This is a genomic window from Acinetobacter sp. neg1 (genome assembly GCF_000788125.1).
In the GTDB taxonomy this organism is placed as follows: Bacteria; Pseudomonadota; Gammaproteobacteria; order Pseudomonadales; family Moraxellaceae; genus Acinetobacter; species Acinetobacter vivianii.
The window spans coordinates 1-22,095 of record NZ_JSZD01000006.1; the positions used below are offsets into that span (position 1 = coordinate 1).

General features: G+C 37.9%; 29 protein-coding genes and 1 pseudogene. 17 read left to right on the forward strand and 13 right to left on the reverse strand.

Going from position 1 to position 22,095, the window contains the following annotated elements; translation table 11 throughout:
- Nucleotides 1-808: pseudogene (locus PJ15_RS01055) on the forward strand (DNA polymerase III subunit gamma/tau); the annotation flags it as partial.
- A 49-nt stretch (nt 809-857) separates the two neighbouring features.
- Here PJ15_RS01055 and PJ15_RS01060 read toward each other — a convergent pair.
- The 6 genes from PJ15_RS01060 to PJ15_RS01085 all read right to left on the reverse strand — a co-directional run bounded on the left by PJ15_RS01060 (nt 858) and on the right by PJ15_RS01085 (nt 5,042).
- Entirely contained in the window at nt 858-1,301 is a 444-nt protein-coding gene (locus PJ15_RS01060; protein ID WP_047426949.1) for an acyl-CoA thioesterase, read from the reverse strand.
- Nucleotides 1,298-2,458, reverse strand: coding sequence for an iron-containing alcohol dehydrogenase (locus PJ15_RS01065; protein WP_047426952.1), 1,161 nt, complete (start codon nt 2,456-2,458; stop codon nt 1,298-1,300). Before PJ15_RS01065 ends, PJ15_RS01060 begins: the two co-directional genes overlap by 4 nt.
- Nucleotides 2,459-2,893: 435 nt before the next feature.
- Nucleotides 2,894-3,145: a PAAR domain-containing protein gene (locus PJ15_RS01070; RefSeq protein WP_004771876.1), complete on the reverse strand. Its 252-nt coding sequence runs from the start codon at nt 3,143-3,145 to the stop codon at nt 2,894-2,896.
- 219 nt (nt 3,146-3,364) lie between these two features.
- The gene (locus PJ15_RS01075; protein WP_052138539.1) at nt 3,365-3,838 is read right to left on the reverse strand and encodes a hypothetical protein; all 474 of its coding nucleotides are present in this window, start codon (nt 3,836-3,838) and stop codon (nt 3,365-3,367) included.
- Complete coding sequence (locus PJ15_RS01080) at nt 3,798-4,490, reverse strand: hypothetical protein (RefSeq protein WP_047426957.1); 693 nt, start codon at nt 4,488-4,490, stop codon at nt 3,798-3,800. The genes PJ15_RS01075 and PJ15_RS01080 overlap by 41 nt, the downstream gene beginning before the upstream one ends.
- A gap of 3 nt (nt 4,491-4,493) precedes the next feature.
- Nucleotides 4,494-5,042 (reverse strand): PAAR domain-containing protein, encoded by a 549-nt coding sequence (locus PJ15_RS01085; RefSeq protein ID WP_047426960.1) that lies wholly within the window; start codon nt 5,040-5,042, stop codon nt 4,494-4,496.
- A gap of 432 nt (nt 5,043-5,474) precedes the next feature.
- On the opposite strand from PJ15_RS01085, the gene PJ15_RS01090 reads away from it, so the two are divergent.
- The 7 genes from PJ15_RS01090 to PJ15_RS01120 all read left to right on the forward strand — a co-directional run bounded on the left by PJ15_RS01090 (nt 5,475) and on the right by PJ15_RS01120 (nt 11,243).
- Nucleotides 5,475-5,984, forward strand: coding sequence for a low molecular weight protein-tyrosine-phosphatase (locus PJ15_RS01090; protein ID WP_047429104.1), 510 nt, complete (start codon nt 5,475-5,477; stop codon nt 5,982-5,984).
- Between the two features lie 13 nt (nt 5,985-5,997).
- A complete protein-coding gene (gene murB, locus PJ15_RS01095) occupies nt 5,998-7,032 on the forward strand; it encodes a UDP-N-acetylmuramate dehydrogenase (protein ID WP_047426963.1) in 1,035 nt (344 codons plus the stop codon).
- A gap of 8 nt (nt 7,033-7,040) precedes the next feature.
- The gene (locus PJ15_RS01100; protein ID WP_004771882.1) at nt 7,041-8,174 is read left to right on the forward strand and encodes a YdcF family protein; all 1,134 of its coding nucleotides are present in this window, start codon (nt 7,041-7,043) and stop codon (nt 8,172-8,174) included.
- Entirely contained in the window at nt 8,174-9,202 is a 1,029-nt protein-coding gene (locus tag PJ15_RS01105) for an alpha/beta hydrolase (protein WP_004771884.1), read from the forward strand. Before PJ15_RS01100 ends, PJ15_RS01105 begins: the two co-directional genes overlap by 1 nt.
- An 82-nt stretch (nt 9,203-9,284) precedes the next feature.
- The gene (locus PJ15_RS01110; RefSeq protein WP_047426967.1) at nt 9,285-9,803 is read left to right on the forward strand and encodes a hypothetical protein; all 519 of its coding nucleotides are present in this window, start codon (nt 9,285-9,287) and stop codon (nt 9,801-9,803) included.
- A gap of 57 nt (nt 9,804-9,860) precedes the next feature.
- Entirely contained in the window at nt 9,861-10,589 is a 729-nt protein-coding gene (locus tag PJ15_RS01115) for a hypothetical protein (protein ID WP_047426969.1), read from the forward strand.
- Nucleotides 10,590-11,243, forward strand: a complete 654-nt coding sequence (locus tag PJ15_RS01120) for a hypothetical protein (protein WP_047426971.1) — start codon at nt 10,590-10,592, stop codon at nt 11,241-11,243.
- Nucleotides 11,244-11,299: 56 nt separating this feature from the next.
- On the opposite strand, the gene PJ15_RS01125 is transcribed toward PJ15_RS01120, so the two are convergent.
- The gene (locus tag PJ15_RS01125) at nt 11,300-12,970 is read right to left on the reverse strand and encodes an FMN-binding glutamate synthase family protein (RefSeq protein WP_004771888.1); all 1,671 of its coding nucleotides are present in this window, start codon (nt 12,968-12,970) and stop codon (nt 11,300-11,302) included.
- 293 nt (nt 12,971-13,263) lie between these two features.
- Between PJ15_RS01125 and PJ15_RS01130 the strand changes: the two genes are divergently transcribed.
- The 3 genes from PJ15_RS01130 to PJ15_RS01140 all read left to right on the forward strand — a co-directional run bounded on the left by PJ15_RS01130 (nt 13,264) and on the right by PJ15_RS01140 (nt 15,134).
- Nucleotides 13,264-13,716, forward strand: coding sequence for a hypothetical protein (locus tag PJ15_RS01130; RefSeq protein ID WP_047426976.1), 453 nt, complete (start codon nt 13,264-13,266; stop codon nt 13,714-13,716).
- Nucleotides 13,717-13,870: 154 nt separating this feature from the next.
- Nucleotides 13,871-14,350 (forward strand): hemerythrin domain-containing protein, encoded by a 480-nt coding sequence (locus PJ15_RS01135; RefSeq protein ID WP_004771891.1) that lies wholly within the window; start codon nt 13,871-13,873, stop codon nt 14,348-14,350.
- A 238-nt stretch (nt 14,351-14,588) separates the two neighbouring features.
- Complete coding sequence (locus PJ15_RS01140) at nt 14,589-15,134, forward strand: glycine zipper domain-containing protein (RefSeq protein WP_047426979.1); 546 nt, start codon at nt 14,589-14,591, stop codon at nt 15,132-15,134.
- Nucleotides 15,135-15,298: 164 nt separating this feature from the next.
- On the opposite strand, the gene PJ15_RS01145 is transcribed toward PJ15_RS01140, so the two are convergent.
- Nucleotides 15,299-15,766 (reverse strand): hypothetical protein, encoded by a 468-nt coding sequence (locus PJ15_RS01145; RefSeq protein WP_047426982.1) that lies wholly within the window; start codon nt 15,764-15,766, stop codon nt 15,299-15,301.
- Nucleotides 15,767-15,955: 189 nt separating this feature from the next.
- Nucleotides 15,956-16,141 carry a sporulation protein Cse60 gene (locus tag PJ15_RS01150; protein ID WP_004771896.1) on the reverse strand — a complete coding sequence of 62 codons (186 nt, stop codon included), beginning with the start codon at nt 16,139-16,141 and terminating at the stop codon, nt 15,956-15,958.
- A 324-nt stretch (nt 16,142-16,465) separates the two neighbouring features.
- Between PJ15_RS01150 and PJ15_RS18565 the strand changes: the two genes are divergently transcribed.
- The 5 genes from PJ15_RS18565 (at nt 16,466) to PJ15_RS01170 (ending at nt 18,223) form a co-directional block, all read left to right on the forward strand.
- Nucleotides 16,466-16,627 (forward strand): hypothetical protein, encoded by a 162-nt coding sequence (locus PJ15_RS18565; protein ID WP_004771897.1) that lies wholly within the window; start codon nt 16,466-16,468, stop codon nt 16,625-16,627.
- A gap of 92 nt (nt 16,628-16,719) precedes the next feature.
- Nucleotides 16,720-16,911, forward strand: a complete 192-nt coding sequence (locus PJ15_RS01155; protein ID WP_047426986.1) for a hypothetical protein — start codon at nt 16,720-16,722, stop codon at nt 16,909-16,911.
- Between the two features lie 57 nt (nt 16,912-16,968).
- A complete protein-coding gene (locus PJ15_RS01160; protein ID WP_047426987.1) occupies nt 16,969-17,235 on the forward strand; it encodes a hypothetical protein in 267 nt (88 codons plus the stop codon).
- A gap of 273 nt (nt 17,236-17,508) precedes the next feature.
- The gene (locus tag PJ15_RS01165) at nt 17,509-17,937 is read left to right on the forward strand and encodes a hypothetical protein (RefSeq protein WP_004771900.1); all 429 of its coding nucleotides are present in this window, start codon (nt 17,509-17,511) and stop codon (nt 17,935-17,937) included.
- Nucleotides 17,938-17,995: 58 nt separating this feature from the next.
- Nucleotides 17,996-18,223, forward strand: coding sequence for a hypothetical protein (locus tag PJ15_RS01170; protein ID WP_047426991.1), 228 nt, complete (start codon nt 17,996-17,998; stop codon nt 18,221-18,223).
- Nucleotides 18,224-18,294: 71 nt separating this feature from the next.
- On the opposite strand, the gene PJ15_RS01175 is transcribed toward PJ15_RS01170, so the two are convergent.
- The 4 genes from PJ15_RS01175 to PJ15_RS01190 all read right to left on the reverse strand — a co-directional run bounded on the left by PJ15_RS01175 (nt 18,295) and on the right by PJ15_RS01190 (nt 20,401).
- Entirely contained in the window at nt 18,295-18,972 is a 678-nt protein-coding gene (locus PJ15_RS01175; RefSeq protein WP_047426994.1) for a DUF421 domain-containing protein, read from the reverse strand.
- A 100-nt stretch (nt 18,973-19,072) separates the two neighbouring features.
- Nucleotides 19,073-19,378, reverse strand: coding sequence for a hypothetical protein (locus PJ15_RS01180; protein ID WP_227504685.1), 306 nt, complete (start codon nt 19,376-19,378; stop codon nt 19,073-19,075).
- A 107-nt stretch (nt 19,379-19,485) separates the two neighbouring features.
- Complete coding sequence (locus PJ15_RS01185) at nt 19,486-19,683, reverse strand: hypothetical protein (protein ID WP_047427002.1); 198 nt, start codon at nt 19,681-19,683, stop codon at nt 19,486-19,488.
- A gap of 232 nt (nt 19,684-19,915) precedes the next feature.
- A complete protein-coding gene (locus PJ15_RS01190; RefSeq protein ID WP_047427005.1) occupies nt 19,916-20,401 on the reverse strand; it encodes a CinA family protein in 486 nt (161 codons plus the stop codon).
- Between the two features lie 230 nt (nt 20,402-20,631).
- Between PJ15_RS01190 and PJ15_RS01195 the strand changes: the two genes are divergently transcribed.
- Nucleotides 20,632-22,041, forward strand: coding sequence for an iron-containing redox enzyme family protein (locus PJ15_RS01195; RefSeq protein ID WP_047429107.1), 1,410 nt, complete (start codon nt 20,632-20,634; stop codon nt 22,039-22,041).
- Nucleotides 22,042-22,095 lie beyond the last annotated feature (54 nt).

The following is a 22,095-nucleotide window of genomic DNA, read 5'->3' on the forward strand; positions in this document are numbered from 1 at the left end:
TGAACCTGAACCTGAACCTGAACCTGAACCTGAACCTGAACCTGAACCTGAACCTGAACCTGAACCTGAACCTGAACCTGAACCTGTTGCGCAAAATTCAGATAGCAATTTGATGGTGTTTGATGCAGAAGCAGGTCAGTTGATCGGACTGGAAACTTCAGCGCAGGCAGAAATTGTTCAATCGAGTATTACAGATTCGGAAGACGTTCTGATTTTCCCAGTTGAAGAGAATACTGAAACAGCGCCGCCAGTAGATGAATTGTCTCTAGAGTCACAGCCTGTGATGGCGACAGAACAAGCTGTTATTATTGATGAACCAGTGGCGGAAATCGCTGTTGAGTTACCAGCGAATGCGGTTGCTTCTACTCAAGAAGATTTGGGCAATTTAATGCCGCAAGATATTCTTAAGTTGCGTGAGCAGAGCTTGGAAGGCGAATGGAATCTGGAAAAATGGGAATACTGGTTTAGAACCAGCCAGCTTTCGCCTGCGGTGCAAGAATTGGCACAACATGGCATTATGCAAGGCCAGATCAATGGCGCATCTATCTTCCTGATCCCTCAGGAATATGAAGGCATGCTGTCACAGTTACAACATGGTTTGGAAGATGCTTTAAAAGCACAATGGCCTCAAACCCATTTTAATGTGCAATATGGTGCGGTGGATTCAAACACGCCGTTGTTGATGCAAAATCAACGTAAGCAAAAAGCATTTAATCGTGCCGTCGAATTGCTACATCAGGAACCGACCATCAAGAGCTTGGTCGAAACCTTCGATGCAGAATTGCATAATATTCAATTGAAACCTTAAGCGTTAATAAAGAAGCAAAGCTTAATCGCTTTGCTTCTTTATATTAACTTTATTCACTCGGCAGCAAATATTGCTCAAGAACTTCCCGCATTGCTGGAGGAATAGCAGTACTTTTTCGATGTTTGCGATCAACAAATACATGCACAAAATGCCCTTGTGCCGCTGCTTGGGGCTGACCTTGTTTAAAAATTGCCAGCTCATATCTAAGCGATGAGTTACCAATTTTTCCTATCGCTACACCAACCTCAACCATTTCGGGGAATGAAAGTTCCTGTAGAAAGCTACATGCTGAATCGACCACTAGACCAATAATTTCACTGTTGTGAATGTTAAAACCCGTTTTTTGAATCAGCAATGAATTGGCAGCTGTATCGAAATAACTATAGTAGGTCACATTGTTGACATGACCATAGATATCATTATCAGCCCAACGGGTCTGGATTGGAAAAAAGAATTTAAATTGTGCTCGTGTTTTTAAAATGGGTTTACTCATGCATAAATCGCCTGATAAATCTGTAAAGCATCTTGTTCGGTCATTTCTCTTGGATTGTTTTGCAAGAGTCGGGTTTGCAGCATGGCATCTTTAGCCAGTTGAACAAGCTTGGCCTCTGGAACATTCAAATCTTTTAATTTTAAAGTCAGGCCACTTTGATCTAGATGATTCTGCATATGATCAATAAACAAATCACATAAGCCATCTGTACAGCCTGTACTTCGTGGATCTAAGAGTTGCATTAATTCCGCATAATGCTGTTTGGCTTTGGGTGCATTAAATTTTAATACCTCGACCAGTACCAATGCATTGGTATGTCCGTGTGATAGATGGAAATGTCCACCAAGCGGATAGGCGAGTGCATGTACGGCACCTACTGGAGCATTGGCAAACGCCTGACCTGCCAACATTGAACCAACTAACATATTCTGGCGCGCTTCCAGATCAGCACCATTCTTGAGAGCTTTAGCCAGATTATGATTCAGTAATTTCAACGCATTTTTAGCCAGCATATCGGCATAAAAGTTCTTTTTAATATTCGAGGTATAAGCTTCAATGGCATGAACCATTGCATCTATACCTGTTGCCGCCGTGATATGTGCAGGGAGACCTTGCGTAAAAGTTGCATCTAAAATGGCGACATCCGCATAGAGGATCGGAGAGACCACGCCCATTTTGGTGGTTGCACCTGTAGTGACAATCGAAATCGGGGTAACTTCAGAGCCTGTACCTGCGGTGGTGGGTATCAAGATAAGCGGTAAACGTGGTGCTTTGGCTTGATTGACACCATAGATTTCACTGAGCTGCTGTTGCTGCTCTGGGTGTGCAAGCAAAGCAATGATTTTGGCAACATCCATTGAACTGCCGCCGCCAAAGCCTAGGATGACATCAATCTTTTCTTGCTTGGCAAAATCTACGGCTTCTAAAACGATATGTTCGGGTGGATCAGCCTGAATATCTGAATAGATGATATGCGCCAAATCAATCTCTTGTAAAATATCAAGAATCGGCTGATGCAACTGATGCTGAATCATGCCTGCATCTGTCACGATCAGGGCTTTATGATAATTATGTTGAGTTAAAATATTTTTAAGTTCTTGTATAGAACCTAGACCCGCAATGATGTTGGGAACGGTTTGAAATTGAAACGGGTTCATACATACATCCTTATTTTTTCATCATAAATACTATATTTCTTATCGTGTGACTATAGGCCATTGCTCAAATAAATTAACATAAGATGCGCTTGAAAAGTGTAATTTTGATCTGTTGATATCATTCCCAGTAACGTATAAATATTTAGATAGTTTATTATTTAAATTATTGAAAATAATAATGAATATTGTTTTTTCTTGTGCTTAAAACTTTTTGATGTTCCATGTGAATTTTACTCTGAACATATCCCGAGCCTTAAAGACATCGTTTGAGTCGCCAGTTATTTTTATAATTGGAAAATATTGCAGTTCTAATCAGGTAAAAGGGAAGCCCACCTCTGGAAGATTATTGATGAATGAATATTTTTAAAATGATAGATAGCTTTATATCCTTTAACCATAAAATGGAGGATATTGATCAAAGACTTCGGACACAGCTTAGGCTTCTTCTGGCTGAAGTAACTTACATCCACAAGAAAGTGAGTCATGAATGCGTGCAACTGATCTACCGCCAAGCTGAGTTGTAGAGTCACCTGTGATGATGATCGAAACACCAGTATGCTTTGGACAGGTTGCTTCATCCCCGATACATGCAATTGCTTGACCGTTGACTAAAAAATTACGATTGCCTGTGATGACTTTACCACCACCAGTTGTGGGACACCCTACAACGATATATCGAGTTGGCATATAAAATTTACTCACGGCAGCGATTTACCGTGCTATTTTATTAAATAAAGACAGTTCTGTCTATTGACCAGTCAGTCTAAAATATTTATTTAATATTTCTTCTCATTAATGTGCTGACAAGTGAGTAAATGGTTAGGGTTGTATAACTTAAATTGATAAAAATATATAAATGAAAAATGCCAATTTTGAGGATTGGCATTTTATTGCACTTAAGTAGAATTAGGATCTACAATCATTTTTCATTCTTTTATCGCCTAAAGTTTCGTTTAGCATATTCACAAGAACCAATTGCTTAGCGTCTACCCATTTATAAGTATCTGAATAGTCAAGGTTAGAAGGTATTTCTTTTCTATGTTCTAACAAAAATTTGTTTACCCAGCAGAATTGATTAGCATTGCCCACATTGAAAGTATCTTCCAGTAAATAAGCGCCTTTACTGTCTTTCTCGTATCTTTCAAGTACAGACATTTTGGCAATAGTTGAAAATAGTAACTCGACTGTGACTGCATCGAGTTGTCTATTCGCTGCCTTACGATAAACTTCTGAATCAATTAAAAGCATACCAGCCGCACCATCACCACCATTCTTTAGTGTTTCACCGGCATCGGGGGTATTTGCACATCCAGTCATTAATGAAAGGTAAACGCTGATGCTAATAGCCAAACTTTTCTTTAAATTCATTGGCTTGAACATTATTAGGGTCTCCTTTATAAATCCTTTGATCTTTAAATATTTGAACCATTCCGGGGTTAAAGTCTTTTTTAAACACTCTTTTAAACATATCCCTATTAATATGCAGAGGACCGCCATTTTTGGCCAATAACTCTAAGTCTCGTGTTGCATTAAGTACATTCAATTTACTGAGAGTCTTGTTTAAGTCTTTAAGGGACTTAACGGCACCTTTACCTTGTGCAAATGGGCCTAAATTTCTTAACTCACGCAAATCATTGACGGCAAAAGTGCTGAGAAACCTGACTTTAAATGCAGTTTGCTGAAACTCACCTACAATTTTCGGAATTTCTTTTAAGGAGTGCTTTAGTACATAGTTATGGAACTTAAGGTACATTTGTGTGTGAAATGCAATGTCATGCATAAAGCCATCTGGGAACGTATTAACATCATATTCCATCCCGAACCTTACAGCCATCAAAAGTTCTATACCATTTTGTGCCACTTCGGACCATTGCTCTATATCTAACAAAAAGTTATAAGGGCGAGCTAAATAATAATTACGCTCTTTTATATATTGATTACACAAAGGCTCTGTAATGACACAAACCTTTTGTTCAGTAGGGAAACCTGCCATTGAATCTGGGTAAACATTTCTATCATGTGGTGCAGTCATTACTTATTTCCACTCTGGTAATGGTTCGGATAAGTCAAAAGTAGTTAAGTCAACTTCTTTAGCTTCTTTACCTGTTTCTGCAATCTTGGTGTGACCAGTTTCATCGGTAAATCCTTCAAGTAATTTTCCATCAGGTGTAACCAACTTGAAGTACTGCTCGATTAGTGGTGTGCCTGTTTGCTCATCTAGTAAAAGGAACTTCACGCCGTAATCATCACTCTGGGCAACAAGATTATTCTGCGCTACTACAGCACTAGATTTAGCTTGGCTTGCGCCTGCTGAAGAGCCGTTATCTTGTACAACAAGGCTCTGTTTGATTAGTAACTTACAGCCGCATGAAAGTGAGTCATTGACTCTTGCCGCAGCTTTGCCAAAGATCTGCATGCACGGATCGCCAGAGGTAATCGTTGCAACCGTTTTATGCTTCGGGCATGTAGCTTTATCACCAACACAAGCAATTGGAATGCCTTCGATCAGGAACATGCTGTTGCCTGATATAACTTGCCCGCCGCCAGTTGTGGGGCAGCCGACTACAATATAAGGTGTCGCCATCGTTAGTTTTTACCCTCTGTTTAATTATTGTGAGGGGATAATAACAGTACATATACAGACTATACTGTTTAGTTTTTTTAAAAAACTAATTAAATGTTGGTAAGATATTTTAAATAAAAATTTATTACCTGAACTATGTGCTTAGCAGGTTCGCGAATGTAAACTTATCTAAATTTAGTCGTTATGTAGGACTTCGAGGCCTAAGAGTAATAGCGACCATCCTTAATTCCAAAAAAGTACATATTCATAAAGAATTTTCAATAATAATCAACACGATTTCCTTTCAAATCAAAGCAATTTTTGACAAAATACGGGATGTCACAATGGTCAATTCATGCATAATGAGTTTTACGTGCGGTGCCTTTGTTTGCTGGAATTTTGCAGGCAATATTTTTATCTCCTCAACATTTAAATGGTCGGAACTGTTTTGTAATGAAAACACAGTATAAAGTCTTATGTGTCTGTTTAGGCAATATTTGCCGATCTCCAACCGCAGAGGCAATTCTCAGACATTATTGTGACGCGCATGGCTTGGACGTGCTTGTCGATTCAGCAGGAACCAGTAATTATCATCCCAACAAGGCGCCTGATGCACGCAGTCAACAACATGCGATGCAGCGTGGTTACGATTTGTCAGCATTGCGTGCAAGACAAATTAACCTGAATGATTTTGTTGAGTTTGACCTGATTTTGGCAATGGATCATGAAAACTTAGATGATATTCAGGCACTCATGCAAAAAGCGTCTCAGCAATTTGGTGCAGCACAAATTCGGGCAGAAATCGCCTTGATGAGTGAGCATGATCCTCAATTCAAGCAGCAAGCTGTTCCAGATCCTTATTATGGTGGCGCAGATGGTTTTGATCGTGTGCTGGATCAGTGTGAATCAAGCAGTAAAGCATGGGTCGATATTTTTAAAAAGCAGATAACAGCAGGGTCATAGGATTTAATTTAACATGCAAGTACAAGAGCAGGTTTCGCTTAAACGTTTAAATACATTAAATCTTAATGCTATTGCTTCACATTATGTTCAGATCAATCAGCCAAATGATGTGATTGCAGCGCTGGATTTTGCTGAACAGCAGCAACTCAATGTATTGGTATTGTCTGGCGGTAGTAATGTGTTATTGCCACAGCAAATACAGGCTTTGGTTGTTCACTTAAATATTCAGGGCATTGATGTTGTTACTCAGGATGCGGATACGGTGACTGTTAAGGTCGGTGCGGGTCAAGTCTGGCACGACTTTGTTTTATACAGCACTCAGCAGCAGTGGTTCGGTTTACAAAATCTGGCTTTGATTCCAGGTTTGGTGGGTGCCTCTCCAGTACAGAATATTGGTGCTTATGGTGTTGAAGCAGGAGAGTTTATTGACTCTGTTCAGGTTTATGATCGTAAATTGAAACAGTTTGACTCTATTCCAGCTCAAGCTTGTCATTTTGCTTATCGTCACAGTATTTTCAAAGATGATCCAAATCGTTACATCATCGTGAGTGTTACTTTTAAACTGCTGAAAAAAGCGGATCTCAGATTGAATTATGGCGACTTAAAGCAAGCAGTGGGCGATGAGCTTAACGCAGAAAATTTACAAAATCAGGTCATTCTTATTCGTCAAAGCAAGTTACCAGATCCGAAAGAATTCCCGAATGTGGGAAGTTTTTTCAAGAACCCGATCTTGTCTGAAGCTGAATTTGACAAAATTACTCAACAATTTCCTAACATACCGCATTATCCACAGCCGAATAGCAATGTTAAAGTGGCAGCAGGCTGGTTGATTGACCAAACGGGCTGGAAAGGTAAGCAATTAGGGCCAGTTGGCATGTTTCACAAGCAGGCTTTGGTTTTAGTCAATTATGCCGATGCAGCACTGACGGATGTAAAAAATACCTATCAGGCTGTACAAAGTGATGTAAAACAAAAGTTTAGTATTCAGCTCGAACCTGAACCTGTGTTATATAGTGAACACGGTTTGATTCAAGCGCATAGTGGATGAGGAGATTTATGGCTAAAGTGCATTGGATGGTCAGTTTAGTACGAGTAATTACCATATTATTTGTGCTATTGGGCTGTTTTGTACTTTTTTTATATTCACCTTTTTATTCACAACTGGTGGTTAAAGGGCTCAACCGCTTTGTGCCTGTAGATGTGAATGAAGTCGCAGCACAAAGCCAAAAACCCGCAGCTTTGAGTGAGCACGAGACTTTAGAACCCGGTTCGAATCTGTGGATTGCGCGACAGGCTTATCTTAAGTTGATGGAAAGATCCTTTCAGTCAGAGAAATCTGAAGATTTAAGACTGATTCAGGCACGTTATAAATTACTGCAAGAGCTGATTACGGAAGAGCAGGAAAAAGAAAGTGCCGAAGAAAAGAAGCAACCGAATATTCCCTTGATGGGTGAGCGACCTGATCAGGATCAGGCAAGTTCAGCAGTCACCATTACAACGCCATTAGATTTTCTGCAGTGGAATACACCGGATAATCAGGCTTTGATGGGTAAATACATTGCTTTTTTAGAAACTTATCCAATCGAATTACCTGTCAATGAAGATGATAAAGACGAGACCAATAAAGATCTGATTGAGCTGAAAAAGAATAAAGATGGCGCACCTGAGCCACAAAATATTTCTCAGCCAAATGCTATTGTTGTGCTGGGCGGCGGTTTAACGCTAGGTGCAAATGGTAAAGATATCGTGGTAAACAATTACACCCGTTTGCGTTTGGAAAAAACGCTTCAGGTCGAGAAAAAATATGCTTTGCCTATCGTGTTGAGTGGTGTTGAAGCGCCTTATATGCAGGCATGGTTAAAAGAGCGTGGCATAGAGGCCAAACTCCTTGAAAATAGAAGTATGAATACCTGTGAAAACACCAGATTCAGCTCTTTATTGCTACAAAAGAAAGGTGGGGCGCCAACGGTGATCCTCATTACTGATGAATATCACATGCCTCGTACCCGCCGTTTATTTGCCTTAAGCGGTATTGAAACGGTTCCTGTCATTGCACCTATGCCAACCACTTTGACAGACTGGCGTCCTAGCGAACAAAACTATGACCACAGTCGCCGTGCAAACTACGAAATGCTGGCAACAATTCGTGATATGTTGATTGGTTCAAGTGATTGTCGAGAGATACCATAATGTCCAATATTCCATTTTTAAATCCGACAATTCTAAAACAACTGGATTTGCCTGTTCCAAATCGTGAAACCACACCGCAGGTACTGGAACCTTTGGATCTATCAGCGATTGTCGAGCCATCAAAACCATTACAGGCCTATCGCAAACTCTATGGTTTAAATTTGCTGGATTGTGAGCATTGGCAAGGTTATGTGGAAATGCCTTTGTTCCGTTTGCATGTGCAGGTCTTCCAGCCGAAACAGCAAAAGATTCAAGGCACCGTGTGCTTATTACATGGTTATCTGGAACATAGTGGTATTTATCAACCCATTATCAAGGAAATTCTGGATCAGGGTTTTAGTATTGTGACCTATGATCTTCCTGGACATGGTCTCAGCAATGGTTCACCAGCGAGTATTCAGAATTTTGATCATTATCAGCAAGTCTTACATGCTGTTTATGATGCAGTTCGTGGCGCCAAGCAATTACCAAAACCGTGGTTGGGAATTGGGCAAAGTACGGGTGGCGCCATCTGGATGCATCATTTACTCGAATTTGCTGAACGTCGCGAAGACCCAATTGTGGATCGAGTTTTATTGCTCTCACCGTTGATTCGACCAGCAAAAACGGCATGGTGGCATAACTCGGTCGGGCTGGGCATTATCCGCCGTATTAAGAGTCAAGTACCGCGACATTTCCGTCGTAATAATCACAATCCTGAATTTCTGCGTTTTATCCGCCTAACCGATCCTTTGCAGCCTCGGATGATGGGGATGGACTGGATTCTTGCGATGTCGAAGTGGATGCTTGAAATGGAGCAGCGCCCAGCTTGTCGTATTCCAGTCTGGTTAGCGCAGGGTGCACTCGATCAAACTGTGGATTGGCGTTATAACATTGAATATATTCGTCGGAAGTTTCGGTTACAGACTTTGCTGATGTTAGAAGAAGGCTCACACCAATTGATTAATGAGCGTGCGGATATTCGTGCGGCGCTGACTGGTCTGATTCCAGCATTTTTACATGCGAAACCTAACCATTATTATTACTGATTTTACTTTTTTAGCCATTACTTAAGTGATAGAATCCTGAATATTATAAAAAATATCAATACATTAGATATTCGGGGAAATAATGAAAAAAGGTACATTAAGGGTTTTTTGTGTCTTTATTCTGCTCTGTACTGCTTTTCCAGTTTGTGCAGAAGAGCTATATAAATGTGTAACCAATCAGGGTACAGCCTATCAAAGTCGGCCATGTGCGATTCAATCCAGTCAAAAAACGGCTTGTACAGGTTCGGTTGCTGATGGTTTTACGGGTGATTGCCGTAAGATGGAGCAACAACGGCAGCAAGCCATTATGCATGAGAAAAATGCTTATACACAGGATTTGGCAAGCAATAAAACGAGAACCGTGACTTCTAGATCCGAATTTCAAAAAACCATACTTGAGTTCAGCCAATGTAAACAGCGCATTCAGGCTTTGCAGAGATTCGCCCGTTATACAGATCGTCCAGCGCAATTGCTAGAAAATAATAGTCAGCTTTATGCAGCAAGAATCTGCACTGAAGATGGCGGTATTTATTTAAGTTGCAATGCATCTACCAATACTTTGGTGACCCAGACCAGTTCCACCTGTTCATTTAAACGTTAAACATGGGTTATCTTAAGTTATTCATTTTCAAATATTAAAATAACAAGGAAATGCGCAATGAGAGCAGCATTTATTGTAATTGGGGCTATTTTTACAGTTTTCTTTTTGTTAAATCGTTGCTCACAGCACGAGTTAACCTCTGGGCAAGCTGTACAGAACAATCCAGTTGAACAACGTCAGAACCTTCTGGATCAGATTATTTTGCTACAACCGCTGAAGCAACATGCTTTTAAAGACTACGAAAGCATTCAGCAAACGGCCAATGCTGTCGTTCAACCCGAAGAAATGCTTGCTGCCGTCAGTAGCAGTTTGTGGTGGAAGCTTCGAGAGATTGTTGAGAAGCAAGCAGATGACGAGGGACAACGTTTATGGGCAAAAGCCTATTTACAGCAACTTTATGATGCCAAACGCAAAGGCAATTGTTTCCCGATTGCATTTCCTCTCTATGCTAAAACAACGCTAGATGAACGAAGAAATTTGCTGAGTGTCGCCACGCAACAACAGACCGCTGCTGCGCTTGATTATATTTTAACTCATCAAGGCACGCATTCAGTGGTAGACCGCATGCAAGCTCCGCCAGCGTGGATTCAGATTGCAGAGAAGTTAAGGCAGGATTATGGGCCTGATGCGGACTTGATCAATGCAGGTGAAACTGCACAGGACAAAAATAAACAGTGTGAAGTCGTTATACGAACTTTTGAATACATTTTATCTTTACCTGTGGAACAGCAAAGTCCTGTGATTCGCTGGATGCTAGATCGTCATATTGCAGTGAGTGTTTTTTAAATGAAACGATTTAGTAAAAATTCTCATCTCAAAGTCAGAATGAATTGGTTTCGAGCTGTATTCATGCTGGGTGTAAGTATCATTTTAATTGCATGCGGTCAGGTGAAACATGAGCCCAAAGCTGGAGAATATGGCGAAAATCTGGTGAATTCGATCCTGTTAACTTCGAGTGAGATTCAGGGTTTAAATAAGGCCGTTATTGATAAACCGAAGGACACATTTCAACGGCCAAATGTGGGAATTAGCTTTCAGGCGGATGCAACAAAAAATCCTTATCGTTTTGTGCTTGTGGCGAAAGGTGTAACTATACAGTCTGGTGAAACCGAGTTGAAGTGGATGGGAGGTGTTCAAATTGAGACCTCGAATAGCTATCATCCTGAAGTATTTCAGAGCAATGATCGGCATGATTATGAGGCAAATGAACCCATCTTGCTGGTGATTGGTTCAGATCCATTTTCAGTGAGTGAGTCGAATAACGGGATGAATTACGCCGTTCATGCTGAATTGATGGAAGCCACAAATATTCAATTTCAGTCTGTAGAAGTACAAATCTGGCAGGGTAAAGGCTCGCAGTACAATTGGACGTCTTATCTGAAATTCTTATTAATTCTGATGATTGCAATTTTTGCTATTTATCGCTTAATTAGCCGCTAATTGTTTCTTGTATATGCCATAAAAAAGCCACTCTTGAGTGGCCTTTTTTACAAAAATTAGAAATGATTTGGGTCGGCAAGTTTCCACATGCGATAGTAGAAATTGTCTTCATCTTTTAAATCACCAAGCAACAACTCATTTTCCTTTAAGAAGAAATGGATCTGTGCATAGTTTTTAATTTCACGATCATTCATACGTTGAGCTAAATGATGCGCTTTAATCTCTGAAGGATGATTGAGACCAGCCGCTGCGATCATTTCAGAAAGTGCATGTAGCGTGTTCTTATGGAAGTTAAAGACACGTTCTGCCTTACTTGGCACATCAATCGCTTTTTGACGGTCTTTATCTTGTGTCGCAACACCTACTGGACATTGGTTGGTATGACAGCTTTGTGCCTGAATACAGCCTACGGCAAACATGAAGCCACGTGCTGAATTGACCCAGTCTGCGCCCAATGCAAAAGTACTGGCAATATCGAAGGCGCTGATCATTTTACCACTGGCACCAATTTTGATTTGGTCACGTAACCCAGCACCGACCAGCGTATTATGTACAAAGCGTAAACCTTCTCTTAAAGGGGTACCAATATAGTCACTGAACTCGATTGGCGCTGCACCTGTACCTCCTTCTGAACCATCTACCACAACAAAATCAGGCACAATTTTAGTTTCCAGCATGGCTTTCACGATGCTCATAAACTGCCAAGGCTGACCGATACATAATTTAAAGCCAACCGGTTTGCCTCCAGAAAGTTCACGGAGCTGCTGGATAAAGTGCATCATTTCAATCGGGGTATTAAAGCTTGGGTGTTTAGACGGTGAAATACAGTCATGATCACGGGAAATACCACGGATAGCGGCAATTTCTTCTGTAATCTTATGCTTTGGTAAAATACCGCCATGACCTGGTTTTGCACCTTGAGAAAGTTTCACCTCAATCATTTTGATCTTTGGGTTTTTTGCCTGTTCAGCAAATTTTTCTGGTGAAAACAGACCTTGTGGCGTACGGCAACCGAAATAGCCACTGGCAATTTGCCAGACAATGTCACCACCATTTTCTAAATGGTAAGGACTTAAGCTACCTTCGCCTGTGTCATGATAAAAGTTACCTAACGCTGCACCTTTATTGAGTGCACGAATCGCATTTGCACTCAAACTGCCAAAACTCATTGCAGAGATATTCATAATCGATGCGCTGTAAGGCTGGCTACATTGTGCATTACCAATTTGTACACGGAATGAAGCTGGGTCAGATGGCGGGCAAGGTGCGATCGAATGGACAATAAAACGGTAATTTGGATCATAAACATCAATAATTGACCCAAACGGTTTATCTGCATTTTCATTCTTGGCACGTTGATAAACAAGACTACGTTGCATGCGTGAAAAGGGAAGCGCATCCTGATCTGATTCAATGAAATACTGACGGATTTCTGGACGAACATCTTCAAAAATAAAACGAAAATGTCCAAGAATCGGGTAGTTTCTTAAAATGGCATGTTTCTTTTGCAATAAATCATGGAGACCGACCAAACTGAGTAAACTGGTGACTAACCACAGACCATTGAGCAAGGTGTCTGAAATAAAATAATAAATACTATGAGGCGTATAAATTGTTTTGAACCACGTAATACTTAAAGCAATGAAAATACAAAGAAACCAAACAGAATGTCTTGAAAAGAAAGTGTTAAGTAATTTATGTCTTATAGCTTGTGCTGGACTAGCCATAGCCAGGAGATTCCTAAAAATAAAGCAATGGACAAACGATGCCAAGAACTAGCCTGAACCACAAGTAACGAATTGTTAGATATGAGAATTGTTCTCTTATGAATTGAGTTTTTATGACTTACATGGATACAAAAAATTTAGATTTGGAGCTAAAATAGTCTATAATTATTACTAAATATGAATCTATTATCATAAAAACAATATAGGACACAATAAAAGTAAAAATGATTACAAATTGAAAAAATGAATTTTAGATAATAAGGAAGAATACAAAAAAGTGGAGGACCCTTGAAATGCCACAATATTTGCGTATTGCTGAAAAAGTTTATAAAAACCTTAAAGACGAAAATAAGTTTACGCAAGCCCCAGCCGAATGTATCAATTATTTACTCAAGCAAATTCGTAAAGAGCTGAAGGGGACGGATATGAAGCTTATTTATAATTTTATTGAGTTTAATTCTGGTTTTAAGAACCAGATTATAGATGGTTACTTAAATATAGATGTCAGTTTAATTCCAAATTATAAATATCAGGATGAGTTTGTGCTGTGGTTAGCGGGATTCATTGAGAAAATTACGGTAGGCGGGAAAAAGAGAACTCCGCCGATTGTAGAAAATATCCCACCCGAATTTACAGTGCATAGCGACCTTAAGCAGATCGGATTCATGAGCAATGATCAAAATGCAGAACAGATAATTTCCTATTTTAAGCATGGAGATTTTACCAATAGTTTCAATCGAAATTAGCCAAACATTGCCATGATGGAGGAGTGTTGATCCAGCATCAATACTCCTTAAATGAGTAGAAGCCAGTAAGATATTAAAATAAAGTGTTCTTAGAAATAGTTTATCAAACTGATTTTTAATATAAATTTTTCACTATAGCCTAAAGAGATAAAACATGCCAAAACGTGAAAAAGAATTGACGATATTTGAAGCTTTGCGAGAAAGTCATGAAAAGCAAAGAGCGTTTTCTGAAAAGCTCATCCAAACCTCTGGAGATACACCAGAAAGAAGAGAGCTATTTGAATTGTTAAAAAATGAGCTATTTGCGCATGCAGTAGCTGAGGATCGCTTTCTATATATTCCATTGATGATGTCTGATGCAGGGTTGAACATCACCCGACATGCTTTATCTGAGCACCATGAAATGGATGAGTTACTGGAAAAACTCACAGAGACTGAATTTAGTAACTCTGGTTGGCTTGCGATTGCCAAGAAATTATCTGAAGTGGTGCATCATCATTTACAAGAGGAGGAGCATAGTTTCTTCCAGCAAGCAGGTAAAATTTTAGCAGACGATCAAAAAAAGGAGCTTGCTCAGAAATATCAGGCAGAATATACAAAATATTTGAATAAAGACAAAGATAGTCTGACCTGAATATAATAAAGCTTAAAATATTTATACCCTCTTTGTGAGGGTTTTTATTTCAATAAGTTTCTATATCTATTTCAATATATTTCTTTCTTTACTTGAAGTCATCGCCATTAACTTAAAAAAAATTCTTATAACGGTTTTTAACAAAGAATTTATTTAGTCTGAAACTGTAAATAGTTCATTGATTGAAACTTCTATCTCATCAGAAGGTTTCAAGTAAATATTTTTAAGGAGAATAACCATGACAAATAATGACCAATATGATCGTGAACGTATTAAAAATTCATCTGACGAAGTGAAAAAAGAATTAAATGCAGATCCAATTACCGGTGAACCTGGTTCACATCCAGTCGGCACGGGCGTTGGGGCAGCAGGTGGTGCGGTTGCAGGTGCTACCATTGGTAGTGCTGGTGGGCCTGTAGGAACATTAGTTGGTGGCGCCGTGGGTGCTTTTGTTGGTGGATTAGCTGGTAATGCAGTCGGTGAGGCCATTGATCCTACGGTCGAAGATGCTTACTGGCGCGAAAATTATTTTAACCAGCCTTATTATAATGAGGCAAAGGCCAAATATCCTGATCTGGACTATGATCGGGATTACCGAGGTGCATATCGCTTAGGTTATGAAAAACGTTATGGATATGATCCTGATGTGGCTTTCGAAGAAGTCGAACCTGAGTTAAGAACACATTGGGACCAAGAAGGCAAAGCGGACTCGCGTTTGTCTTGGGAAGAGGCACGACATGCTTCACGTGATGCATGGACTCGCACCACAGATCTGAGCAAATAGAAAGTTTTCATTAAAGTCTCGAAACCCTATTCTTTGTGAATAGGGTTTTTTATACGTTGGAATATGTCTAGACAAAAGAAAACCGCCCTTAAAGGCGGCTGCTGAATGATTTCAGCAAATCATAGAAGTGTGAACGGTCAAGAGCCCACTTCTATTTCTGTAAATTAGTGGCTTTTATTGAATGCTTCTATAAATTCATCTGACTTAAAGTAGGAGTTGATCAATTCTCCACTTTTAGAGTATTCAGGCTGCACGGGCATGGCTTTCTTGACTTCTTTAGGCTGGGTATATTTGAATTCTGGTGGTATCTCTTTGCGAATAGGTGGCAGCTTTTTCTTCCCATCTGTGGTAATTCGCTGGATAAAACCTGCCAACCATAAGATGAATTCACCTTCATTCTTTAAGGTCGGTATAAGGCTAATATCCAGCTGAATTTTACATTCAGCATTGGGCTTATTGAGACACTCTTCAAAATCAATAAAGTTATAAAGTAATTTTAATTTAGAATCTTTTATCTCTTTACGAAGCTCAATCATCAATTTATTTAAATTTTCTAACGGATCATTGCTAAATTCTTTATTCTCCTTAAGTTCTTGGTAAATTTTTTCAGCTATCCGCAAATATTGTGGCATATCAAGTTCTCCCTAAACGCTGGTCATTTTGTGATTATGAAGCGTTTTGGGTTTCTTATTGTGTCCGTTAACCCTGTTGTTGTGAGTAGTAGGAGTGTTTTGAAACAACGTAAAGAAAAAATAATGACGAAATCATTGTAGGAAAGCTGATTAAGCCAGATTTCCAGCTTAATCAGGCATCACTATCTTTTAGTTATATTCATAAACAAGTAGGGCTGTAAATTTGAAGAGGGTATTTTCATTCGTATAACTATGGCTGATTTGTTTGATATTGACCTGATGATTATATTTCGTTAACTCATTTCTAAGCCACTCATTAATATTATTTTCTAAATCTTGAATAGATATAGATTCAAAGGCTTTTATTTTAGCCATTATTATTTCTCCTTCGTGAAAAATATGCATCTATTTAGGGTAAGTCCAGAAGAATCAATTTTTTTATATCATTTGTTTTGATTTTGAAAGTTTTTATACTTTTCTATTAACTTGTTTCGAGATATATGTCGAAAGATATATGTATAATTTAATGTGTGGATAAATTTATTATTTTTAATGGCTTATGGATTTTTTGACTAAATGTTTATGTTTTATATGATTACATAAGATTTCATTTCTTAAGAAAAGTAAAAAAACTAACAGGGAAATTTACATAAAAGATGTTCAGTATAGAGGTAGCTTAAATACATTAAGAGGTGCCACATGTTAAAAACAATTCTGACTTTAGGAACAGGTGTTGCTTTAGGTTGTTATTATAAATCTCATAAAGATAAAACTAAACTATCTGATGAGAAAAAAGATGATGATCTGAGCATGGACGATAGCGTAAAAGGTAAGAAAGTGCTGAGTAAGTTCTTAAAATAATCTAAAAAAGGAGCTTGTAATCAAGCTTCTTTTTATATAAATCCTAAATTTAGGTAAATATAAAATTGAGTATAAATATAAGGAAATAAAATATGAGTGCTAAAGATAATCAATTGATCGGTTCTAATTTCCATTCCAGTTCTCAATATATTCCAGATCGTATGATGGATCTAGATGAGTGGGAACGAGACTCAGCTAGACATCATAAGTCTTTATCTGAGCGTCGAAAATGCAGATTGGCGCATGAACGGAAAAAGAAATGTATGTGGATGATGGATGAATAGAGTAGATCGTTGAGAACAATCTTAGTGACTCATAAAACCAAGCGAGAGGTAATGAAAATGAAGAATTTATTGGTGAAAAGTCTAGCAATATGTTGTGTTTTTACGTTTGCAGGCTGTGAAAAGAACCGGACTGCTGATGATCCGATGACACGAGGTGAAACAACGACACCTCATTCGATGGAAGCAGCGCCTGTAAGTCCAAATAATGAAATTCATGATGATACGCAACATACATCAGCGCCAGCGATGATGGAAGAGCATGGCTCATCAGAGGTTCATACGGGCAATGTGACTTCCAACTCAGGTCAATCCCCAGCATCTTAATTAAAGAAGCATGACGGGAAAATGACTAAAGTAGCCTGACCTTACTTTAGTCATTTTTAGTGTTTATAGCGAATTAGAATAAGTTGAATTATAAACAATACATTTTATTGTGATGTTAATCACGCTAATTTTTATTAGTGTAGTTCCAATCACTTATTGTGTGGTGTTTATGTATATGAAATTTAAGAGCTATTTCATAAAGCACAACTTTATTAACAATTGATTACTGTAAATACTGCAAAATTCCTAAATAGAATATAAAGGAATAATGTCATGCATCAATATTTAAAAATAGCAGAACAAATTTATGAGCAGGTTCAATCTAAACATGGGTTCACAGATGATCATGTAGAAGACCTTAATAATTTAATGATTGAGTTAAGGTCTGTAGTTAAAAAATCAAATTTTAAAATGCTTTACAATTACATTAATTTTGAAGATTTATTAATGAAGTCAAAAGCATTATCAATTAATCTGGATGTGAGTATTTTACCTAAAAGTAAAAATAAAGGTGAATACATACTATGGTTATCTGGCTTTGTGGAAAAGTTAATTGTTTCTACAAAAAAATCAGAATCAAAATTAAAAAATAAAGTGGTGATACCAAGCTATTATTACGATGAATTGGGAAATATAGTCGATAAGTCTAAAAATAGTGGTGAAGAGATTGTTTCATACTTTAAGCATAAAGAACCAATTTAATGAAATAAAATAATCACTCGTATTTTGCCACGATTATTTTGAAACAGGAGTTTTTGAGATGTCGAAACAATATATCTTAAAAGAAGTTGATGCGAGTAGTGAGGCGGGTGACAAGATTATTGTGGAGCAAATTTATGAGAAGATGCCCACAATGGATGTGAATATCAATGATTTTTCCTGGTCGCCTTTGTTTAAAGTTGTGATCACGGATAAAGTGATCGAACTCAATGATGACTTAACTTTTACTCATCCACGGACGGGAAAAGTTTTTCGCCTTAGCAGCTAAGATGATCTGCTTTACAGCACTTAAAACTCGGCGCCAAGTTTATAAGTGACTGTAATAAGCATAAGAAAGCATTAGTTGATATGCAATGTATTTAAAGATTCTGCCCAATCTTTTCCCTTGCATCGCGGGCATTCTTCCTCAAGATGTTTTAAGTGCTGAGTCCTCCCACAATACATACAAGAATAAAAAAGCGTTGGGTTTAAATAATCTGTTTTTTTATAGTGATTTGGAAATAGAGGCAGACCCCATTTTGTTTCATCTTTAGCATAGAATAAAATACTTAAGCAGCCGTCAGTTTCAAGCAACGCGACTTTTACCTGTCCAAGATGCTCAACACTTTGCTGGCGCATTTCGGCAAAAAACTCATCATGCGAATATTTTTCTTTCCTCATATCCTGAATGACCATCAACCCATTTTCGACAATACAAAGTGGTTTTCCTTCCAGAAGCGTTTCAACTTTTTTGCTTTTCATCATGGCCCAAGTTACAAGCCGGTATAAAATAATAATGGTACACATCACCACAAAAGCTTGGGCAATCGGCGCATCATCTATAAACATCGGATCGCCAGCCGCACTACCTAAGCTAAGAATAATGGCGACTTCAAATATCGAAAGTTGCCTGATGCCGCGTTTTCCTGATAGTTTCAAGAAGATCAGGATGAGTAGAAACATGACAGAGCAACGAATGATGATTTCTACGACCAATTCCCAAGTCGTATCGTGAATGAAAACACCGATGAGATCCATTTTTATATACTCTTTCTTATAGTTTGTAAGTGATTATATTCTATGCAATAAAAATGAGCTTATGTTTTAAATAAGCTCATTTTTGTATAGGAAGGGGAAGTTAGACTTTATCCCACGCATCTTTGATGGCTTGCTTGGCCTGTTCCCATTTTAATCTTGATTCAGCTTTTAGCTCTTCCCAAGACTCTTTGAGATTACCTTCCACATCTTCGAACTGAGTGTTGCGGTCGTGCTCAGAACGTGCGCGACTACCTAGCTCATATGCTTTGGAAAAATCCCGATCATAATCCAGATCTGGTGTATCCAGTGAAGCTTCCTGATAATAAGGGCGAGTTACATAACTTTCACGCCAATGATCATTTGGATCAATACTTACACGTGAAGCTTGATTATTTTGATCAGTAATATTCTGATTTGTCATTATCGTTCTCCAGCAAGTTCTAACTTATATAAAATTTAGGAGAATATTAATTTATTCTCCTAAATATTTACGGATCTCAAAATAATCAAATCTTATTTCTGTTGATTATTTTGGTTTGATCCTTGTTGGTTAGAATTTTTTTGATTCGAACCCTGTTGTTGACGGTTGTCGTTTTGCTGCTGTTGCTGCTGACGGTTGTCATTGTTTTGGTTCTGCTGGTTTTGCTGATTTTGTTGTTGCTGCTGTTGATTATTGCGCTCTTGATTACTTTGGTTATTTGTATTACTCATGATCGTACACCTCATTTGGTTTTTGATAATATCTGAGTAAATCAGATGATTTAATTAAAACATATTTTTATTTTAATCATAGGGTGAGCCTGTTTCACTATATTTAAATGTAATGCAGTTTTTTTATGGAAATAATGATTTTTTAACAAGTTAAGTATTTGTGTTTGTTTTTTAAGCGAACAGTCTTAATATAAGTTTATACTAAAGTAACAAACTGCAACAAAGAATAAGATCATTTATTTTGGATATCTTTTTTATTGATAATCTTAACAATGTCACGGCATATATCCTTGAGTAGATTTTTTAGCTTTGCTTCGGGTCTACCTTTATATATCTTTTTGAATATATAGGTTTTATTTTTATAATCTATACAATAAAAGAATGTTCCGACAGGTTTCTGTTTGCTTTCAGAGCCTCCTTTCTTGAGCAATCCTGTACAGGAAATATAAATATCTGATTTAAAGATTTTCTTTCCTTTTTTAATCATCTCTTCTGTGACCTGAATAGACTCAGCACTATATTTATTAATGAGTTTTGGAGAAATTTTTAGCACCTTTTCTTTTACTTTTAAGTCATAACAAACCAGACTTCCTATAAGAATATCTCCAGAAAATGGACTCAAAGAAAACTGATAGGATAAATAACCTGCGGAAGCACTTTCAAGAAAGAAAACAGAAAGCTTCTTTTGAGCCAGTAATTCGCATGATTTTTTAAACATAGGTTTTTCTCACCAAATTTATTACTTAAATTATTAATTATTTTTTAATCTATTTTTTGATTAAATAATTCAAAATATTGAAATGTAAAAAAGTAGTTTTCCTATTTTGTTGATATAAAAGGTTTTTGATTTTTATTTGTTTCAATCTTAACTTGTTTTAACAAAATGTTGGTAGGAATAAAGGATGAGCAACGTAAGGTAAATTTATATTTTCGATTCGGAGAATGGAAATGTCTGTTGTCGTAAAAAAAAGATTACTTGATTTGTTGCAGGACGATCATAAAAATTATTACGAGTTAGTTTCTTTCTTCCTTGATGGGGATATATCTAACTTTGAAAAAGAGAAAAAAGCAGTTAATTTCTTAGCACAAGAATTTGATACGATGAAGCCGAATAAGACTTCTTTGCCCAATGAGATTGAGGAAATCCGTAATTGGTATAACAACGAAAATCGTAAAGTATGTCTCAGCTATCAAGAGTATTTAAGCCAGCGCCAAGCAGGGAGCCAGCGAGAATATTTTAAAAACATCGGGCAGGCATTTGAATTTTTACTAAAAGTTGCCCCTGTAAAAAAAGTAGACGGTTCTTGGTTATATAGCTTCGTAAATTATTGGAATGATCCTGTTTTTCATGACCTCATTTTAATCTATCTAGAAGAGCTTGGTCTGGGGCAGGCGAAGTCCAATCATGTCTGTATCTACGATGATTTATTGCGTGTATTGGGGCTGGATGATTTTGAACTTTTCCTAGATGACGAGTATTACCATCACTCAGCAGTTCAACTGGCTTTAGCTTATGCACCACCAGAGTTTATTCCTGAAATCATTGGTTTTAATCTCGGCTATGAGCAGCTTCCTTTACACCTTTTAATTACCAACTATGAACTTAAAGAGCTGGGCATCGAAGCCAAATATTTCAATTTGCATATTACCATCGATAATCTGGACAATGGCCATGCGCATAAGTCTTTAAAAGTTTTTGAAAATGTTTATAAAAAATATAAAGATAAAGAAGCTTTTATGGCGAAGGTAAAACGAGGCTATGCCTTAAATCAGCAGGGGATGTCCTCACTACAAATTATTAAAGACCTGAATCTTGAAAATTTTGTTCATAAAATCTTAAAACGCAAAGCCTTAATTGGGCAACTGGTTCATAACGAAAAACAATTTGTTGGATGCAAATCCATTAATCAGTGGCTAGCCAATCCACAACAGATTGGGAGTTTTATCAATCAACTGGTCGAAAAGCGTTGGATTAGATTTAATTGTGATCCTGAAGAGAGCCCATTCTGGCGCATGATTAGCCATGAAGATGGAAAAATGTATGGTGTGTTTACACCTGCAGAAAGACAGATTATTCATGACTGGATTGCTGGCGATCAATACTCAACCCATGTCTTGCCTTATAAGAATAGCCTAAGTAAAGAACAACCATTACATGATTATTTATTCAGTTACATCTCGGATGGCGAACTGGAACACTTACAAACCAGAGTTAGCCAGACAGACAATTTTGCACTCAAGCTTTGTAAATTGACGCCTTTTCTGGCCCCCGAATCTCATCACAAAAGCATAGGCCTATGGAGTACTCAGAAGTATGCCGAATTGTTATTTCCTTATTTAACCGCTTCACCGCGTTAAGTCAGGAAAACCACAACACCATTTAATCATTTTATTTAGCCAACAATAAAACAG

Excerpts from the sequence above, each read along its gene's own strand:
- PJ15_RS01060 (WP_047426949.1), bottom strand. The coding sequence starts at position 1,301 with ATGAGTAAACCCATTTTAAAAACACGAGCACAATTTAAATTCTTTTTT.
- PJ15_RS01065 (WP_047426952.1), bottom strand. The coding sequence starts at position 2,458 with ATGAACCCGTTTCAATTTCAAACCGTTCCCAACATCATTGCGGGTCTA.
- PJ15_RS01070 (WP_004771876.1), bottom strand. The coding sequence starts at position 3,145 with ATGCCAACTCGATATATCGTTGTAGGGTGTCCCACAACTGGTGGTGGT.
- PJ15_RS01075 (WP_052138539.1), bottom strand. The coding sequence starts at position 3,838 with ATGTTCAAGCCAATGAATTTAAAGAAAAGTTTGGCTATTAGCATCAGC.
- PJ15_RS01080 (WP_047426957.1), bottom strand. The coding sequence starts at position 4,490 with ATGACTGCACCACATGATAGAAATGTTTACCCAGATTCAATGGCAGGT.
- PJ15_RS01085 (WP_047426960.1), bottom strand. The coding sequence starts at position 5,042 with ATGGCGACACCTTATATTGTAGTCGGCTGCCCCACAACTGGCGGCGGG.
- PJ15_RS01090 (WP_047429104.1), top strand. The coding sequence starts at position 5,475 with ATGAAAACACAGTATAAAGTCTTATGTGTCTGTTTAGGCAATATTTGC.
- murB (WP_047426963.1), top strand. The coding sequence starts at position 5,998 with ATGCAAGTACAAGAGCAGGTTTCGCTTAAACGTTTAAATACATTAAAT.
- PJ15_RS01100 (WP_004771882.1), top strand. The coding sequence starts at position 7,041 with ATGGCTAAAGTGCATTGGATGGTCAGTTTAGTACGAGTAATTACCATA.
- PJ15_RS01105 (WP_004771884.1), top strand. The coding sequence starts at position 8,174 with ATGTCCAATATTCCATTTTTAAATCCGACAATTCTAAAACAACTGGAT.
- PJ15_RS01110 (WP_047426967.1), top strand. The coding sequence starts at position 9,285 with ATGAAAAAAGGTACATTAAGGGTTTTTTGTGTCTTTATTCTGCTCTGT.
- PJ15_RS01115 (WP_047426969.1), top strand. The coding sequence starts at position 9,861 with ATGAGAGCAGCATTTATTGTAATTGGGGCTATTTTTACAGTTTTCTTT.
- PJ15_RS01120 (WP_047426971.1), top strand. The coding sequence starts at position 10,590 with ATGAAACGATTTAGTAAAAATTCTCATCTCAAAGTCAGAATGAATTGG.
- PJ15_RS01125 (WP_004771888.1), bottom strand. The coding sequence starts at position 12,970 with ATGGCTAGTCCAGCACAAGCTATAAGACATAAATTACTTAACACTTTC.
- PJ15_RS01130 (WP_047426976.1), top strand. The coding sequence starts at position 13,264 with ATGCCACAATATTTGCGTATTGCTGAAAAAGTTTATAAAAACCTTAAA.
- PJ15_RS01135 (WP_004771891.1), top strand. The coding sequence starts at position 13,871 with ATGCCAAAACGTGAAAAAGAATTGACGATATTTGAAGCTTTGCGAGAA.
- PJ15_RS01140 (WP_047426979.1), top strand. The coding sequence starts at position 14,589 with ATGACAAATAATGACCAATATGATCGTGAACGTATTAAAAATTCATCT.
- PJ15_RS01145 (WP_047426982.1), bottom strand. The coding sequence starts at position 15,766 with ATGCCACAATATTTGCGGATAGCTGAAAAAATTTACCAAGAACTTAAG.
- PJ15_RS01150 (WP_004771896.1), bottom strand. The coding sequence starts at position 16,141 with ATGGCTAAAATAAAAGCCTTTGAATCTATATCTATTCAAGATTTAGAA.
- PJ15_RS18565 (WP_004771897.1), top strand. The coding sequence starts at position 16,466 with ATGTTAAAAACAATTCTGACTTTAGGAACAGGTGTTGCTTTAGGTTGT.
- PJ15_RS01155 (WP_047426986.1), top strand. The coding sequence starts at position 16,720 with ATGAGTGCTAAAGATAATCAATTGATCGGTTCTAATTTCCATTCCAGT.
- PJ15_RS01160 (WP_047426987.1), top strand. The coding sequence starts at position 16,969 with ATGAAGAATTTATTGGTGAAAAGTCTAGCAATATGTTGTGTTTTTACG.
- PJ15_RS01165 (WP_004771900.1), top strand. The coding sequence starts at position 17,509 with ATGCATCAATATTTAAAAATAGCAGAACAAATTTATGAGCAGGTTCAA.
- PJ15_RS01170 (WP_047426991.1), top strand. The coding sequence starts at position 17,996 with ATGTCGAAACAATATATCTTAAAAGAAGTTGATGCGAGTAGTGAGGCG.
- PJ15_RS01175 (WP_047426994.1), bottom strand. The coding sequence starts at position 18,972 with ATGGATCTCATCGGTGTTTTCATTCACGATACGACTTGGGAATTGGTC.
- PJ15_RS01185 (WP_047427002.1), bottom strand. The coding sequence starts at position 19,683 with ATGAGTAATACAAATAACCAAAGTAATCAAGAGCGCAATAATCAACAG.
- PJ15_RS01190 (WP_047427005.1), bottom strand. The coding sequence starts at position 20,401 with ATGTTTAAAAAATCATGCGAATTACTGGCTCAAAAGAAGCTTTCTGTT.
- PJ15_RS01195 (WP_047429107.1), top strand. The coding sequence starts at position 20,632 with ATGTCTGTTGTCGTAAAAAAAAGATTACTTGATTTGTTGCAGGACGAT.